Source organism: Streptomyces sp. NPDC021115, assembly GCF_044333065.1.
In the GTDB taxonomy this organism is placed as follows: domain Bacteria; phylum Actinomycetota; class Actinomycetes; order Streptomycetales; family Streptomycetaceae; genus Streptomyces.
The window spans coordinates 486,675-502,148 of record NZ_JBIRQF010000006.1 but is presented as its reverse complement, the minus strand read 5'-3'; the positions used below and the strand labels follow the sequence as shown (position 1 = coordinate 502,148).

General features: G+C 68.2%; 8 protein-coding genes and 1 CRISPR repeat array. Of the genes, 2 read left to right on the top strand and 6 right to left on the bottom strand.

Going from position 1 to position 15,474, the window contains the following annotated elements:
* Nucleotides 1-85: 85 nt before the first annotated feature.
* The 4 genes from ACH4TL_RS22120 to ACH4TL_RS22105 form a co-directional block, all read right to left on the bottom strand.
* Nucleotides 86-2,251 carry a tetratricopeptide repeat protein gene (locus ACH4TL_RS22120; RefSeq protein WP_398316175.1) on the bottom strand — a complete coding sequence of 722 codons (2,166 nt, stop codon included), beginning with the start codon at nt 2,249-2,251 and terminating at the stop codon, nt 86-88.
* Nucleotides 2,252-2,832: 581 nt separating this feature from the next.
* A complete protein-coding gene (locus ACH4TL_RS22115) occupies nt 2,833-3,663 on the bottom strand; it encodes a type II CAAX prenyl endopeptidase Rce1 family protein (RefSeq protein ID WP_398316177.1) in 831 nt (276 codons plus the stop codon).
* A 178-nt stretch (nt 3,664-3,841) separates the two neighbouring features.
* A complete protein-coding gene (locus ACH4TL_RS22110) occupies nt 3,842-4,036 on the bottom strand; it encodes a DUF5999 family protein (RefSeq protein WP_398316179.1) in 195 nt (64 codons plus the stop codon).
* Nucleotides 4,037-4,709: 673 nt separating this feature from the next.
* The gene (locus ACH4TL_RS22105) at nt 4,710-5,198 is read right to left on the bottom strand and encodes an ATP-binding protein (protein ID WP_398316181.1); all 489 of its coding nucleotides are present in this window, start codon (nt 5,196-5,198) and stop codon (nt 4,710-4,712) included.
* A gap of 413 nt (nt 5,199-5,611) precedes the next feature.
* Between ACH4TL_RS22105 and ACH4TL_RS22100 the strand changes: the two genes are divergently transcribed.
* Entirely contained in the window at nt 5,612-6,916 is a 1,305-nt protein-coding gene (locus ACH4TL_RS22100; RefSeq protein ID WP_398316183.1) for a DNA-binding protein, read from the top strand.
* Here the strand turns inward: ACH4TL_RS22100 and ACH4TL_RS22095 are convergent, their stop codons facing one another.
* Nucleotides 6,917-7,945 carry an NAD-dependent epimerase/dehydratase family protein gene (locus tag ACH4TL_RS22095; protein ID WP_398316185.1) on the bottom strand — a complete coding sequence of 343 codons (1,029 nt, stop codon included), beginning with the start codon at nt 7,943-7,945 and terminating at the stop codon, nt 6,917-6,919.
* A 670-nt stretch (nt 7,946-8,615) separates the two neighbouring features.
* On the opposite strand from ACH4TL_RS22095, the gene ACH4TL_RS22090 reads away from it, so the two are divergent.
* The gene (locus ACH4TL_RS22090) at nt 8,616-9,242 is read left to right on the top strand and encodes an HAD family hydrolase (RefSeq protein WP_398316187.1); all 627 of its coding nucleotides are present in this window, start codon (nt 8,616-8,618) and stop codon (nt 9,240-9,242) included.
* 206 nt (nt 9,243-9,448) lie between these two features.
* Nucleotides 9,449-10,393: a CRISPR direct-repeat array (repeat unit 29 nt; unit sequence CTGCTCCCCGCACCCGCGGGGATGGTCCC).
* Between the two features lie 346 nt (nt 10,394-10,739).
* Here the strand turns inward: ACH4TL_RS22090 and mobF are convergent.
* The gene (mobF, locus tag ACH4TL_RS22085; RefSeq protein ID WP_398316189.1) at nt 10,740-14,939 is read right to left on the bottom strand and encodes a MobF family relaxase; all 4,200 of its coding nucleotides are present in this window, start codon (nt 14,937-14,939) and stop codon (nt 10,740-10,742) included.
* Nucleotides 14,940-15,474: the final 535 nt, after the last annotated feature.

Below are 15,474 nucleotides of genomic sequence, written 5' to 3'. Positions count from 1 at the left end.
TCACCGTACTGGCGAGGACCCGGACGAGAAAGCAGCCATCAAATCATGCGCGGAGCGCGCATTCCGGACACACTGGACCCACTCGCTATCCGCTGACCGCTTGTACCTGTTGCAGTCGGCCACGCAACCGCTTCACGTCCCGAGGGTTGATCTGCTCGTACTGCTGCATGGCCTGGGTGTACAGGCGCCGCGCTTCTTGCAGATGGCCTTGCTCTTCGGCGATTTGGCCGCGCATCTCCAGGGTGCGGGCGATCCAGCGGGGGGACTCAGCGCTGTGGAACTCCCGGTGGGCTCGGCGGAGCATGCGGTTGGCTGCGGGGAAGTCGCCGAGGCGTGCGTGACAGCGGCCTTTCCAGGCCAGGGCACGTGCGGCGTCGAAGGGGTCGTTCTCGTTGAGGAGGGTGTTCCGGGCCGCGGTGAAGTAGGCGAGGGCTTCGGTGGGGTCGCCGGTGTCGTAGGCGACTTGGCCGAGACAGATGTCGGTCAGGGCGACTCCGCGTGGGTAGCGGATGGTCGTGCGCAGGTCGCGGGCCCGGTGGAGGAACGGTTGGGCCTTGGTCGGGTGGCCGTCTGCTTGGTGTGTGGAGCCCAGCTCGTGGAGGGCTTGGGATTCCGCGCGCAGGTCTGCGGCGCGTTGGGCCATGTCGAGTACCTGGTGGAAGGCGGTGATGGCGTCGTGGTGTCGGCCTGCGCTGCGCAGGCCGACACCCAAGGCGCCCAGGATTTCCCGCTGGGCGGTGGTGTCGTGTGTTTGCTCGGCCGCGTCGTAGGCGATCTTGTGTGCTTCGAACCACGCGTCGTAGTGGTGGTACCGGTGCCACCACGGCCACATGGCGTGCACCAGTTGCCAGGCCGGCCCGTACAGCTCGGCGTCGTACGCGGTGCGGACTGCGGCCATGAGGTTGGCGTGCTCGGCGTCCAACCAGATCAGAGCCGATGGATCGTCGTTGAAGGGGGCGGGGATCGCGGGCTCGAAGAGGATGTCGCGGGCCAGTACGCGGTGGGTGGGCGCGAGACGGCGTTCGGCGGCCGTGGCCGTGGTGAGCAGCCAGTCGATCGCCCGGCGTCGTGTCTCCGTGTCCTCGGCTTCGGTGTTTTCCAGCTGGGCCCGGTAGAGGGCGTGGGCGAGGATGTCGTCGTGGAAGCCGTAGACGTCACCGCGAACACCACCCCGTCCGCGGTGTTCTAGAAAGCGCGCGGAGACCAGATTCGTCAGCGCTTCGGCGGCCTGGCTGAGTGTGAGGGCACAGGCGGCTGCGGTGAGGTGGGTATCGAAGTCGGTGCCGAAGAGCGAGCCCATGCACCGGTATACGCGGGCGGTTTCGGGACCGAGGCCGAAGTAGGCCGGTTCCAGGGCTGAGGTCACGGCGATTCTCCCGCTGTCATAGTCGTCTCGGTGGTGCTGAGTCAGGGCCTGGCGCCGACTGCCGGATACTGCGGTGACCACGTCGGCAATCGACCGGGCCGGGCTGGCGGCCAGCTGTGCAGCGGCCACGGTCAAGGCCAGAGGGAGGCCCCTGGCCAGGGCGGTCAGGTGCTGGACCGAGTGATGTTCCCGCCCCACTCGGTCCGCTCCGATGTAGCGGACGAGCAGTTCCCTGCTGGCTGCCTCCGGCAGGGGACCCAGCGGGTGGAAGGCGGCGTCTTCGTGAACGAGATCGGGCAAGGGGTGGCGGCTGGTGACGACGACCAGGTGTCCGGCGCCGCCGGGCAGCAGGGCACGGACCTGTTGCTCGTGGACGGCGTTGTCCAAGAGTACTGCGACGGGCCCTTCATGCTCGCCTCGTTCAGCGGTGGTCGAGCGCCACCAGTCGGCCAGCTCGTCCGTGTCCGCAGGCAAGGGACCATGCCGGAAGGAGCGGAGGAGCCGGCCGAGCACATCGGCGATGCGGGCAGGTCCCTGCGGGGTGTAGCCACGGAGATCGGCGTGGAGGTGTCCGCCGGGGAACTGGTCCGCTACCTCATGCAGCAGCCGGGTGGCCAGGGCCGTCTTGCCAACTCCTCCGGCTCCGTAGATCACCACGATCCGGACGGCGGGCGAGGAGGTCGCGTTGAGGTGGCGGGTCAGCGTGTGGAGGTCATCGAGGCGGTCGGTGAAGTGTGGCGGTACAGGGCGGAGTTGGCGTGGCGGCGGGGGCGGCAGGTGCGTCTCGTGGACGTGGATGGTGCGGATCGTTCTGGCCTGCACGCTCACCCCGACGTGAGCGTGTGCACTGAGGTGGTTCTCCGTCGTGCTGCGATCGTCACGCATGCGCAGGCTCCGCCTCGTTGCGGTGGGGGTGCCGGAGCCTTCTGGTCTCCGTCTGGGACGGGACGTCGCGCGCCATGGTGCTTTGCCTTCCTCGTGGGCAGTCGGGATGACGGGGTGCGAGACCGAGGTGGTCCATCCGCAGGAGTGCGGGGTGAGTGCGCCGGGCCTGGCCGCCGCCGCACCTCCCCAGGAAGGCGAGGCGGCGGCCAGGGTGCTGCCGTCGACCGGGCATCGGCCCAGCCGTACGGGGGCGGCAGCAACTCCCCCTCCACCCCTCGGGAGGAGGACCCGGCCGGAAGGCCATCTCCGAACACCAGACCGCGGGGGCGCCCGGGTCGGGGATGACCGGGGCTAGGCGGCCGGCGGGGGCGGCGGCACCTCGGAGCGGCCGGAGAAGCCGCGTCGTGTCGGCTCCTCCACGTGCCGACATGCCTCTTCGGTCGGCACCACGTGAAGGGCAGGGGCGGCCTCCGTCCGGGGGCTCTGGGCGGCGGATGCGGAGGGGCAGGCCATGCTGACCGGGCGCAGGTAACTGATCACGAAATTCTCCAAGTCGTGGGGCTGGCGGCGGCCGGGGACGATCAGAAGAGGGATGGGATGATGGGGAAAATGACGAGTAGATCGAAAGTCAGGTGGTTCAGGACGAGTGGTTGAATTCGACCCCACCGGCGATAGAGGAAGATGCTCGCAGCACCCAATATCGCGAGGGCGATAGCAGGGAGCCCAAGATACAAATGGGTCATGACCCGGAAGGCGATGCCGATAGCGTATATCTGCCACACCGGGCGACGGGCTGCCTGAGACAGCACGCACAACGCACCCACCATCAGTATTTCCTCGATGGCAGAGGTGTAGATGACGTTGGAGACGGCGAATGCCTTAGCGCCCTCCCAGCCGAGAGCCGCGCCCTGGTCCTCACGCATTACTGGCAATGACGCGGGCAGGCCGTATGCCAGCCACGCCATACCTACAGTGGTAACCCAGGTGGCTGCGCGATGAGCGCAAAAGATCAGGCCAGGGAGCAGGGCACCGGCTTCACGACGCGCAGCGGACCGCCCAAACCCGAAATCCCTCATGGTCACGCCGTGGTGGACGACCACTTCCAAGCCGAGCCAAGTCATCACGGCCGTCGTCGCCAGGGTTTCAATGATCTTCGACAGCTCCGTGTCCATTAGCAAGGCTGCCACGGTTGCGAAGGTAAGTGCCGACGAGGCAGCGATTGCGATCCGGGGCGCCGCGTAGCGGGCCCTCACCAGGGTCACCAACCATCGCCCCGCCACCAATGCGCTGAGAACGGCGACACATTCGGCAAAAATATCGCGCTCGGGGATGGAAATACCGCAGAGCACTGCAAATTCGGTGACGGAAATGCACATCGGCTCCGCGCATGCGAGCAGCAGAAGAATCCACACATGAGCACGGGCACTCTGCGGCGACGGGCCTCCTGCCGGAGCGAAAGCCCGGGAGACCAGTCCCACATGGGGTCCAGGATCCGGTAGACTCTTCGGCGGGTTGGCGGTTTTCGCTCGGTAAGACATCGAACCTTCGAGGATGAATGGATCTGGAAATGGACCGGTTGATTGCGAGGCGCTACGCCACATGAGCTCCCAGCGGTCGATGAGAGTGAATGACCTGCCCATCCGGCAGCAGCCCACCGGTGTCGTCGAATAGCAGCACCCCGTTGCACAGCAGGCTCCAGCCCTGCTCGGGGTGGAAAGCCGTGAGATGGGCGGCTTCCCTGTCGGCCGCGTCGGCGGACGGGCAGGGCGGCTGGTGTCGGCACATCTGCGTTCCTCCTCACATCATTTCGCCGGAGTTGGGGCGGGCCTCGTACCTCGGAGCAGGGGTCGGGCCCGCCCCCGCCGCCGCCAGTTGGGGCCTGGGGGCGGCTGCTTCACCTCGACAGCGGGTTGGTCTCCACCGCGGTCGAGGGGTCGATGCGGTTAGGGCGCGTTCGCCCGGCTGGGCAACAGGTCAATGACGGCAGGCAGCGGCTGTCCGAGAGCCGCAACCCTTAGTTCTCTGTCGAGAACTTCCGGATCCACCAGATCGTGCTGACGCATTGGGCGCGCCCAGTGAGTCCGTGAGGAGGGAGCGGTGCATGCCAGAGGCGGAACCGCGATCTCACCGTTCCCCATGCAGAGACCGTGATCGTTTCGCCAAACTCGCATGGTTCCCAGCGGCGCCAGCCACATCAGCAGCCGGTGCTGCGGGTCAGCGATCACCGAAGCGCAGCGATCGGGGCGAGCATGGTGATCCATACTCCGCAGGAGCGCCGCACCGCAGGCTCCAGCGCCCGTCACCACCACGTCCCATGACCGGCCTACCGGAAGCACTCCTCCGCGGTCCGCGACCTCCAACTGCCGAAGCGCACGGGCCAGCCTTCGGTTCAGAGCCACATCGCGCGCGTCCCCGCGGCCTCGGTACTCAGCGGCGGTGTGCATGATGCCCGTACTCATCAACACCTCTCGGCAGAAGCGGTGGGGATCGTGCACCAGGTGCTGGTGCCATCGGGCCTGATGCCCCAGGCGCCCCCGTGCTGCTGGGTGATGCACTGAACGAGCTGTAGGCCCCGGCCGCATTCGGCCTCGTGATTCGGTTGCTGGATCTCTGGGAATCGGCCGGTCTCGTCGCTGACACCGAGCCGCAGTACGCCGTCGTTCAGCTCCAGCGTCATGGTGATCTCGGTGCCACGGCTGTGCACGATGGCGTTGGTGACGAGCTCGGAGACGAGCAGTTCCACATCGTCGGCCAGCCCGGCGAGCCCCCAATACGCGAGGCGTGCCTTGGCCAGGCGGCGCATCTGGCGGACGCGCTGCGCGTCCTGCCTGGGGATCTCGTCGTCCTCGTCGCGCAGGCTGATGGTGAAGCTCACGGTCATGACGTCCCGCTCGCGGGTCAGGGCGAGCGATGGGGAGGTGGACAGGGCCGTCGTAGTCGCTCTCATGATTCGCCGCCTGGTCCGAAGTCTGCTGTCTACCCATCCGCCGGAGCACCCGCTGCGCGAGGGCCGTAGTGGAGGGCCGCGTGGGGCAGTTGCCGCCCGTCCCCGCTCTTGCCAGGGCTGCATATGAGGGTTGGGCTGAGGGCACTCATGTCCGCCATGGCCGGTCCTCCCGTCGGGTTCGTTGCGCATCGCCGCGCCTTGCCGCTGGGTTGGATCAGAGTGGAGCGGGCCAGGATGGCTCCGCCATGTCCGGCGAGGTGGCCTGTGACGCTCGTTCGAGCGATGAAAGTGGCTCGGAGGTGGCTTCCAAGTGGCATGCCTCCGTACGGTGTTGCATGCCATGCGTACGCGGTATTCCCTCGATGAGGGATCAAGCGGCGAAGGTGGGAGGAGCCGTGCCACAACCGGCCACGATGCTGAAAGTGCTGGTAGACCAGCGAAAGTGGCGCTACGTCGACTTCGCCCGAGCGTTCGCCGCTGCGGCCGATGAAGTTCTGGGCTTGGGCCCTGGGAATCCGACGGTGGGCGAATCCGCGTTCCGCCGCTGGACTGGCGGCAAGCTACGCGGTCTGCCGGGTGCTGACACCTGCCGCGTGCTGGAAGCCATGTTCGGGATGCCGGCCGAGACGCTGTTCAGCCCTCCGCCCAGTACCAACGATCCCGCGTTGCCCACGTTCGACCTGGAAGCCGAGATCGCTATGACCGCACGAAACGCCCAGGAAGATGCCAACGCCGCCGCATCGGCATCCATCTCTGACACCACGATCGACCAGCTCCGCGACGACATCGTCGCTCTGGCCGGGGCCTATAACCTCAAGTCCTCCTCCGAGGTGTGGACCGAGGCTCGCCGGCTGAGGGAGGAAGCGGAAACTCAGCGCGACCGCACCAGGATTCCTGGCCAGCAGCAAGACCTGTTGATTCTGGCCGGGCAGGCATCCGCCCTCCTGGCAACCGCCGCCTTCGATATGGGATCGCTGGCGGGTGCGAAACGATTGGCGCGTACGGCTGCGCTCTACGGGGAGAGCGCCCGCTTCGGCCCCCTGCAAGCATTCGCCGCGGGCGCCCTCGCGTACATCTCATACTTCAGTGCGACGCCCAGCGAATCGGTTCGTCTGGTGCAGCGGGGCTTGATGTGCGACGGATTGGGAGACACCGCCGTTCGCAGGCTCCGGGCGATCGAGGCTCGGGCGTACGGGCACCTCGGCGACACGGCGTCCGCACAGCGCGCGGTTGAGCTGTCCGAAGGCGTCAGGTCGGGCCGGACCGACGAACTGCACGAAGTCGTCGGAGGTGAGTTCGGCTTCAGCGACGAGCGGCTCGCGATGTCGAACAGCAGCACGGCGCTCCTCGTCGGCAACGGTGAGCAGGCCGAGGCCAGCGCGCTGCGCGCTCTGGACCTTCTCCGCGGCAAGCCGGCGAGCGCTCGCTCCGCGCGGGTTATGGGAGGTGCCGCGGCTGATCTGGCCATGGCCCGGCTGCTGCACAACGATCTCGAAGGGGCCGCCGAAGCGCTCGCAAAGGTGTGGGACGTCCCGGTGGACCAGCGGGCCACTGGTCTGCTGCGCCGGGTAAGCCAACTGCGGAGCGCGCTGACCTTGCCGCGCTACCAAGGCGCGGCCGCGGCCGGTGACCTGGCCGAGCGCATCGAGGGCTTCGTCCTGGCGTCATCGGCGCGGTCGCTCGACGGTCCGTACGGGCCAATAGCACTGGAGCCCTGATCACAAGCCTGATGACAAGGAGGCCAGCACCTTGGCCTCCTTGTCGCGGTCGATGCCGTGCTCGGCCGACCGGGGATGGTCCACTGGGCGGCCGTCAGCAGCCATCCACTCCCAGGTGTCCCGGATCGTCTCGCTGAGCGGGCGGCACCGCAGCCCTGCGGCAACGGCGCGACCGGCGTCGACCGCCCACACCCCGGCATGCGTGCGCCACAGCGGCAGCTCCGTCCACTGCCGCACTCCCTGGGCGGTCAGTTCCTCCGGCGAGGCCCACATGGGCTTGCCCGCTCCTCCGGTGACCGCCAGGCACTCGGCGAGGAAGCCCTGCATCGTCAGCCCGTCGGGGTGCGCGATGTTGAACCCGCCATGGCCCTCTCCTTGCACTTGATCGAGCGCGAAGGTCGCCACGTCGCGCACGTCAACGGGCTGGATGCGGCGATCGGCGGGGGCGGGCGCGAGGACGGCCCCGCCCTGCCGGGCTCGGTTCAGCCACCAGGGCAGCCGGCCCACGTACTCCCCGGGGCCCAGAATGACACCGGGCCGAAGGAGAACCACCCGATCCTCACCGAGGGTCTGGCCCACTGCCCTCTCCCCGCCGACCTTCTGAAAGCCGTAGATGGTGGGGCTGCCGTCCTCGCCGGTGTACCCGTACGTCTCGTCCGCGTCCGCCGGGCACTCCAGCAGTGGAGAATCTTCAGTCAACGGCAGATGAGGCCAACCCTCATACACCGAGACGGTCGAGAGGTGGACCCACCGTCCGACGGCATCCTTCAACGCGACTGCCGACAGGAGGACATCGCGCGGAGCCAGTTCCGAGCTGGACGTATCGATGACCGCGTCCCAGGGTCCTTGCCCGGCGAGACGCTGCAGATCCTCCTCGACGGTCCTGTCCCCGTGGATGGGCACCACACCCGGCACGTCCGCGCCGGACCGACCACGGTTGAAGGTCGTCACCTCCCACCCGCGCTCCAGCGCGTCCTCCGCGATCTGCTTTCCGAGGAACCACGTGCCGCCGATCACCAGAATCTTCATGGTGCTGATCCTGCCCGCGTTGCGACCTGGCTGCACAGTCGGGTCAGCGTCGCCACGCGATCTGCCGGGCCCCGCCAGGGCCGGCCCGCGGTCGGCCGTGAGCCGTGCAGGCGTTGGCTCGCTGCCGACCGCGGCGCAGCCAGATCTGGTGCCGGCCGTGGAGGCTGGCAGGCTGGCGAAGCACAGGCGGCTCTTCCTCCGACGCTCGCGTGCCGCAGCGCGGCGTGACCTTGACCCAGCAGGAACGGAAGCAGCAGGCCACCCTCCTGGTACGGCCGCCCGCCCTGCGCCCGCTCCCTCTACACGGATCGGAAGCGAGGGTTGGGGGTTTCGGAAGGATGGCGTACCCGACGTTCATGGTTGGGACGCGGTAAACGGGAATCCTGAGGTGCGGAATCTTGCCACCCCAGTTCCAGGACCCGCCGATGAAGTCGCCGGAACTTGTCCCGCGCCGCTCACGAAGCCACGTGATCCGTAGTCCGAGGTTGAACAACTGTCCGTCATTCGCCGTGGGTTGATCATTCATCGTCGTGGGCAGGGCACACTCGCGACGGGCGTATGCGCCTACAAGAGGGGAGAGCCTTCCCCCCTCCCCCGGGACTGTGCCTACGGCCCCTCTCAGAGCAGCAGGCGCCCCGCTTCCAGACCACGCGCATCACAAGGAGTCCCATTGACCACCCCATACCGTGGCCTGATCCTCGACTTCGGCGGCGTCCTGACCACACAGATGAAACTCAACAGCCAGGCGTTTGAAAGGTCCCTCGGGCTCCCCTCGGGCGCCTACGCCCACGCGTTGGAGAAGCACCCCGACGGCGTGCGCGTCTACACCGATCTCGAAATTGGCCGAGCCACGCAGGAGGACTGGAACCGCGTCATCGGCGGCATTCTCGGCATCGACCCGACCGACCTGATGCGGCGCGCGTTGGCGAACCTGCGTCCAGAGCCGGCCATCGTTGCGGCCGCACAGCGTGCCCGCGAGGCGGGCGTGAAGGTTGCCATGCTCTCGAACAGCTTCGGCCTGACGCCCTACAACCCATACGAAGCCCTCGGGCTGTACGACTGCTTCGACGCAGTGATCCTCTCCGAGGCCGAAAAGGTGCGGAAGCCCTCGCCGGTCATCTACCAGCGGACGCTGGACGCCCTTGAGCTCACAGGCTCCGAGTGCGTGTTCGTAGACGACCATGCCCGCAACCTCCCGCCAGCGGAGGCCCTCGGGATCCGCACCATCCACCACACGACAGACCCCGAGGTCACCGCAGCCCAACTCAACGCGTTACTCGTTCAGACGACCGCCTGACAGGCCTCTCCCACCACCGGACTGGAGTGCCGTTCACCGGTATACAGCGACCACCCTGATAATCAAATCCAACCCGAGAGCCCGAAAAAACGGAGATACCCATAATGATCGATATACACGTAATGCAACGAAGGATCATTTCGTCGGGTTCTGCAGAAGTAAGTAAAATCGAGCACTCAACCGTATAAATCCCCAGGTCACGCAGTCTGCTCCCCGCACCCGCGGGGATGGTCCGCGGGCGGACTCGGTCGCGGCCGACCTGGACGCCTGCTCCCCGCACCCGCGGGGATGGTCCCGCGGCCGGTACCACGCGATCGTGGCCAACCCGCTGCTCCCCGCACCCGCGGGGATGGTCCCGGTGCAGGAGGTCGTCTCGGTCGGTTATACGGCTGCTCCCCGCACCCGCGGGGATGGTCCCCGCCACGGCGACCCCGTCATCACCGCGGTGGCCTGCTCCCCGCACCCGCGGGGATGGTCCCTGCGCGCCCCGCTGCTGGGCGCCGTGGGGTGCCCTGCTCCCCGCACCCGCGGGGATGGTCCCCGTCTCGTTCAGCGACTCCGGCCGGGGCTGCTCTGCTCCCCGCACCCGCGGGGATGGTCCCGCGCGTACCGGGATCACCACGAGATTCCCGACCTGCTCCCCGCACCCGCGGGGATGGTCCCATCGAACTCGTGAGCGATTCTATGCCGGGCGACTGCTCCCCGCACCCGCGGGGATGGTCCCACCGCGCTGGACCTGGTCCAGCAGGCCGTCGCCTGCTCCCCGCACCCGCGGGGATGGTCCCGAAGCGTGGCTGAAGGATCCGGGTGAGCCTCACTGCTCCCCGCACCCGCGGGGATGGTCCCACCGGTATGGCCATGCAGTGACAGCCGTCATGCTGCTCCCCGCACCCGCGGGGATGGTCCCCCGCCCTTGTCGACCCGCTCCACGCTCCACCCCTGCTCCCCGCACCCGCGGGGATGGTCCCTTGTCGCCCTTACCGGGCTGGTTGAATGATGGCTGCTCCCTGCACCCGCGGGGATGGTCCCACGTTGGCGTTGTGGTTCATACGGCCGGCCGGCTGCTCCCCGCACCCGCGGGGATGGCCCCACCTGCCGGTAGGCGGTCCCGTCCGCCCGGGCCTGCTCCCCGCACCTGCGGGGATGGCCCCTCGCCCGACATGCGGCCCCGGGCAGTTTCCACACATGCTCATCAGCAAATCCGACCAGCCGAGCCCTCCTGCCTGACATCAGTTCCTCTTCGACGGACCTCGCATCCTTCGGCTACTCCGCCGGATCCGTGTCCCGTACGTCGGGGGGCTCGTGTGCTTGACGGATTGGGTTGTCCATCCGGTAGCTCTGGGCGTACGCGCCCGCGGCATGCGGCGAAATCCTCTGCTCTTCTTCCTGCGGCGATCGGTCCGGCTGATGACGACGGCTGAGTTCACGACGCAGACCGGATTCCCGATGGGCGGCGCCCTGGGCAGTGCTGCGGGCGCTGGTAGCTTCCGCTCGTCGTCACTTGGTCAGCTCGTTGTCCTGGTCCAAGGCGTGGCGCAGCAGTCCGGGCTTGTTGGACTCCAGGGTCGCGAGGTGGGCGTCCGCCTTAGCGTGCTCGTCATTCGGGCCCGCGGCTGCACGAAGCTCATCGATCCGCTCGTAGAGCGCGTCCAGCTCGTCACCGGTCTCGTTGCGAGCCTGGAGCAGCTCTGCCCGATCTGCCTCAGCATGGGCTCGGTCATCGCCGCGCAGCACGGGGCGGCCGAATCGGCCGACGGCGCTGAGCCTCTGTTCAAGGTGCTCGATGCGCTCGACCACGCGGTGCTGTGCATCCGTACGATCACTGGCGGAGATGGAGAGTTCGCGCAGCTCGGAGATACATTCGGTTCGCGCCGTCAGGTCCTGGTAGCGACGGTTGAGTGCGAGGACGTTGGGGCCGTTCCCGCTCGACGCTTCCTGCTCGGCCCGGTCCGCGTCCGCCTCGGCGGCTTCGGCTGCTCGTTGCGTGGCCCGGGTGGCAGTGGCTGCCTTCCGAATGGCGTCGCGGAGACCGGTGTGGCTGAGGTATTTGTACGGGCGAGGCTCCTCCGGCGGAGTCGTGTCGGAGTGCCCGCTGATAGCGGGCGCGCCGTGCGAGAGGTGGGTGCCTCGGTCGTCCGTGGCCAACGGGGGCGTGGTGTTCTCGGAGGAGTCGCTACTGCGGGGCGCCCCGTGGGTGGGCAGGCCATCCACCACCTCGCGTAGGTCGGCTGGTACCGCGTTCGTCGGCAGTTCGGTGAGGATCATGCGTTCCTCGGTGCCGTTCTCGATCTCGCGAATGAGACCCGCAACGGCGCGGTCCAGCTTCTCCTGGTCGGTCTCCGGTTCGCCTGCTCGGGCCCGGTCGGCGTCGGTCTCGTAGACGGCCAAGGGAAGGAAGAGGTGCGACTCCTTCTTGTCTCGGCTCAGCATGGTGTAGAGCGCGTTCGCCTGCGCTCCGGGGCCGTAGACCAGGGCTTCTTGGACGGTGAGGCCCTGGCTCTTGTGGCCGGTGATCGCGTATCCGAGGCTCAGTCCACCCTGGGCGATGTAGTCGGCGTCGACCCATTCCGCATGGTCACGATGGCCATCAGCGGCCTTCTCCCTCCACTCGACCAGGACCCGGCGGCAGTCGTCCACCGCCCGGACGATGCCGCGGTAGCCGTTGAGCACGTCTTCGTTTTCGCCACGGCTCTTCCTGTCGCGGTAGTCATTGGTGCGAAGGAGGACCTGGTCGCCGACGGCGATGGTGAGTTCGTGGCCACCGGCGAGCGCGTACGTGTACTCGGGCCCGGTGAGGTTGCCGTTCGCCTTGCGTAGTGCGCGGGCGCCCAGGTTGAGTTCCTCGACGATCTCGTTGGTGGCGGCGAGCATCAGGAGCTGCTGCACGGCGGTGTGGTCGTCGGTGTGTACGGCGCGCTTGTCGGCCCAGACGGTGAGCATGACGGCGAGCGTCTCGTCCTTGTCGGCGAGCGCGTGGACGCGGCCGGTGCCGGCGAAGGTACGGAGTGAGTCCACGCGGTGGTCATCGCGCCACAGCTGGAGCGCGCGGCGCTCGATCGCATCCTTCTGCCGGAAGTTCTCCGTCAGTTCCAGGCCTCCCACCAGGTGGTGGACGGCGGCGAAGTGGCCGCCGACTCCGGGGCTGTGTAGCTGCTTGGGGTCACCGATGCCGACGACCTTCGTTCCGGTCGTCGCGACGTGTGCGAGGAGTTCGGCGATGTCGCGGTCATCGCACATGGCGGCTTCGTCCACGACCAAGACGTCCACACCGGTCAGCCCCTGCCCGCCGGTACGGATGCTCGTGAGCCAGGAGACGATGGTGCGGGAGCTGATGCCTGCTTCGGCCTTGAGATTGGCGGCGGCAACGGCGGCCGTACTCGCGCCCGCGACGACGAGTCCCTGGGCGTCCCATGCCTGCCGCGCAGCGTCCATGATCGTGGTCTTGCCCGCGCCCGCGACTCCGATCACGGCGTCCACGCCGTGTCCGACGGTGAGCAGCCGATCCAGTACGGCGCGTTGTTCGCCGGAGAACGCGAAGCCCTGCTGGGCTTCGACGGTGGACAGGGTCATCGCGACCGTGTCACTGCTGACGACAGCAGCCTGTTCGACGAGGCGCCGCGTGGTCTCGGAGACGATCAGCGTCTCGGCGGCGACGATGTCCGCGGTGGTGTACCGGTCGGCGTGGGTGTAGTGCTGGGCGCCCTTCGGGTTGAGCTTGACCGCGTACCCGGCGTGCCGGAGTGCGGAGGTGGTGAGCTTCTCGGCTTCCTCGGCGGTGGCGACGCCGTACGGGAGAGCGTCCAATACGGCGGAGATGGCGGCAGCGTGGGTGAACTCCTTGCTGTGGCTGGTCAGCCCCGTCTTGGGGTCGAAGACGACGCGGCACAGCTCGTCCAGATCCGGGTTCGGCTCCGGCGCCTGGTCCTGAAGGGCGCTGGCGGCGATGGCGTCCGGGTCATCGCCGACGGCACGTCCTTCGGCCTGCCAGTACGCGCGCAGGACATCGTCCGTGGCCCCTGCGGCGTCGCCGTTCTTGGCGGCCTTGGAAGCGGCGGATGCGGCGGTGCGCTCGCGCACGGTGGCGTTGTCGTAGTCGAGTCCGAGCTTGCTGAGCAGTTCCCGGACCTGACCGTCGCGCTTGCTGAACAGCTTGATCGTGGCCTCGGGGATGGCGGCGATCTCCCACGCTCCGGTGCGTGCTTCGCGGCGGAAGGCGATGCCGTAGCGGTCGGTGAGTTCGCGGCGGATGCGGGCGTTCATCAAGGACTGCGTCGCGCGGGCGTGGCGGTGGAGGTCACGGCCGCCCGCGGCCATCGTGGACCACTTCCCGTCGGTGCCCTTGACCATGTTGGCCAGGGTGAAGTGCAGGTGGAAGTGGGGGTCACCGTACGGGGCGCCGCCGACCGGCCGGGCCGCGCGGTGGATCATCATCCAGCCGGAGAAGCCGCTCGTGTCGAGCGTGCGCGCTTGTTCACCATCGCCGTGTCGGCCACGCATCCCGTACGCGGTCCAGCGCTCCAAGGCGTCGACCGATTCGCGCCCGCATGAGGTGTAGATCGACTCGACCTCGCGGGCGATCTCCGGCGGTGCGTAGGCCAGGAAGACGCTCTTGGACTTGCCCAAGTCCAACGTGGTGTCGGCGCCCCGGTTGCCGACCTCGACGCGGCCTTCCCGCATCGCGGCCTTGACCTCTTCCGCGTCCCAGATCTGGTCCGGTGCGAGCCCCGCGGCCTTGGCCGTAGCGACCGCTTCACGCACGGCCATGGGCAGATCGCGCAGCCGCCGACCGGCTTCGGCCTCGGTCTGGCGGTAGCGCCGCTTCATGGACGCGGAGTCGAACAGCTCCGAGGGCTCCTGTCCGGTCTCGCCCGCCTTGGTCTCGACGGCGTGCAGGAGCGCGCGGGCGTCGAGTCGGCCACCGGCCTCGGCGGTGAGGGCCTTCTCCAATGCGTCTTCGCCGTACAGCTCGGTGGCGTCGATGCCGACGCCGTCGGCGAGCTTGAGCAGGGTGGAGACCGGCGCCTTGTGGGCTTCGCCGAACCGGACGAGCTGACGCTCCATGCGGCCGAAGGCGTCCTTCTTACGCTTAGAGTCGAGCAGTGACTGTGGTTGTACGCCCTGCTCAGCGGCGGTGCGGCGGATGGCTCGTACCAGCGGCGCGGCGTGCAGCTTGGCCGTGGGCGCGATGGCCAGCTTCGGTTCGACCAGCGTTTCGCCGGTGCGCGGGTGCTCACCGCGCATGAGGCGGCGGGCGGCCTGGAACTGCTCGGGGGCGAGCACCGAGCCGGGGGTGATGCCGAACTCGTGGAGGCCCTGGCCGATCCACACCAGCGGACGTTCGCTGGCATCGAGGTGGTAGTCCACCTGACCGTCAGCGGAAGGGGTGGGGAGGACGGCCTCCCCGTACAGGGTGCGGGCGTCGAGTCCGGCTGCCGCGGCGACCTCGACGGCGTCGAATCCGGTGAACCGGGCCTTCTTGTCGCTGCGGAGCTGGGTACGGGCCCGATAGAACGCCTTCTTCGCCTCGGTGGCTCCGAGCAGCGAGGCGACGGTCGTACCGGCTTCCGCGGCCTTGGCCTCGACGGCGGCGACGAGCGGAGCGGCATCGACCACGGTGACCTTGCCGCAGCCGTGGCCCCCGGTCAGGCGGTATTCGACCTGTTCGTCCGACGGGCCGATCCCCGTTACCCACCCCACCGGCCCGCCCACCTCCTCGGGTCAGGTTCGATCAGATCCGGCCATCTTGGCTGATTGTATCGTCACGAAGTGACGATACCTTGGTCCTCATTTCTTATGACGGGTCAGCTCAGCTGACGGCGTAGCTCTGGCGAAATGGTTCGCTGAGATGGGCGTTCGGGGCAGCATGAGGAGACTCGGGACGAGACTGTTACCTCTCAGGCGGAGGTCGTCCTACGGACGAGCCCCGGTGCGACCACCGACCCGCATCCGCCCGACCGGACCCGGCCACAACGGACCCTGGGCGGGGTTCCCTCCTCGGTCGGACAGCTCCGCCGGACCAGGGTTCCGGGCACGGTGTCCAAGCTCGCGAAGCGACCGCGAAGCGGCCCGGCCTGGACGCCGTGACCGGGTTCCTGGTACGCCCCCTGGTGTCCGACCGAGGAGGGAACCCCGCCCCACCACCCGCACCACAACGACGCGACAGCCGTACGACAAGCCCCCTCCCCCTCCGAGAGAGGACCCGCCGGAGGCATGAGGTTGAAGGCCAGCCCCA

What these genes read in the sequence shown, in the direction of transcription:
- ACH4TL_RS22120 (WP_398316175.1), bottom strand. Translation starts at nt 2,251, where the DNA reads ATGCGTGACGATCGCAGCACGACGGAGAACCACCTCAGTGCACACGCT.
- ACH4TL_RS22105 (WP_398316181.1), bottom strand. Translation starts at nt 5,198, where the DNA reads ATGAGAGCGACTACGACGGCCCTGTCCACCTCCCCATCGCTCGCCCTG.
- ACH4TL_RS22095 (WP_398316185.1), bottom strand. Translation starts at nt 7,945, where the DNA reads ATGAAGATTCTGGTGATCGGCGGCACGTGGTTCCTCGGAAAGCAGATC.
- ACH4TL_RS22100 (WP_398316183.1), top strand. Translation starts at nt 5,612, where the DNA reads ATGCTGAAAGTGCTGGTAGACCAGCGAAAGTGGCGCTACGTCGACTTC.
- ACH4TL_RS22110 (WP_398316179.1), bottom strand. Translation starts at nt 4,036, where the DNA reads ATGTGCCGACACCAGCCGCCCTGCCCGTCCGCCGACGCGGCCGACAGG.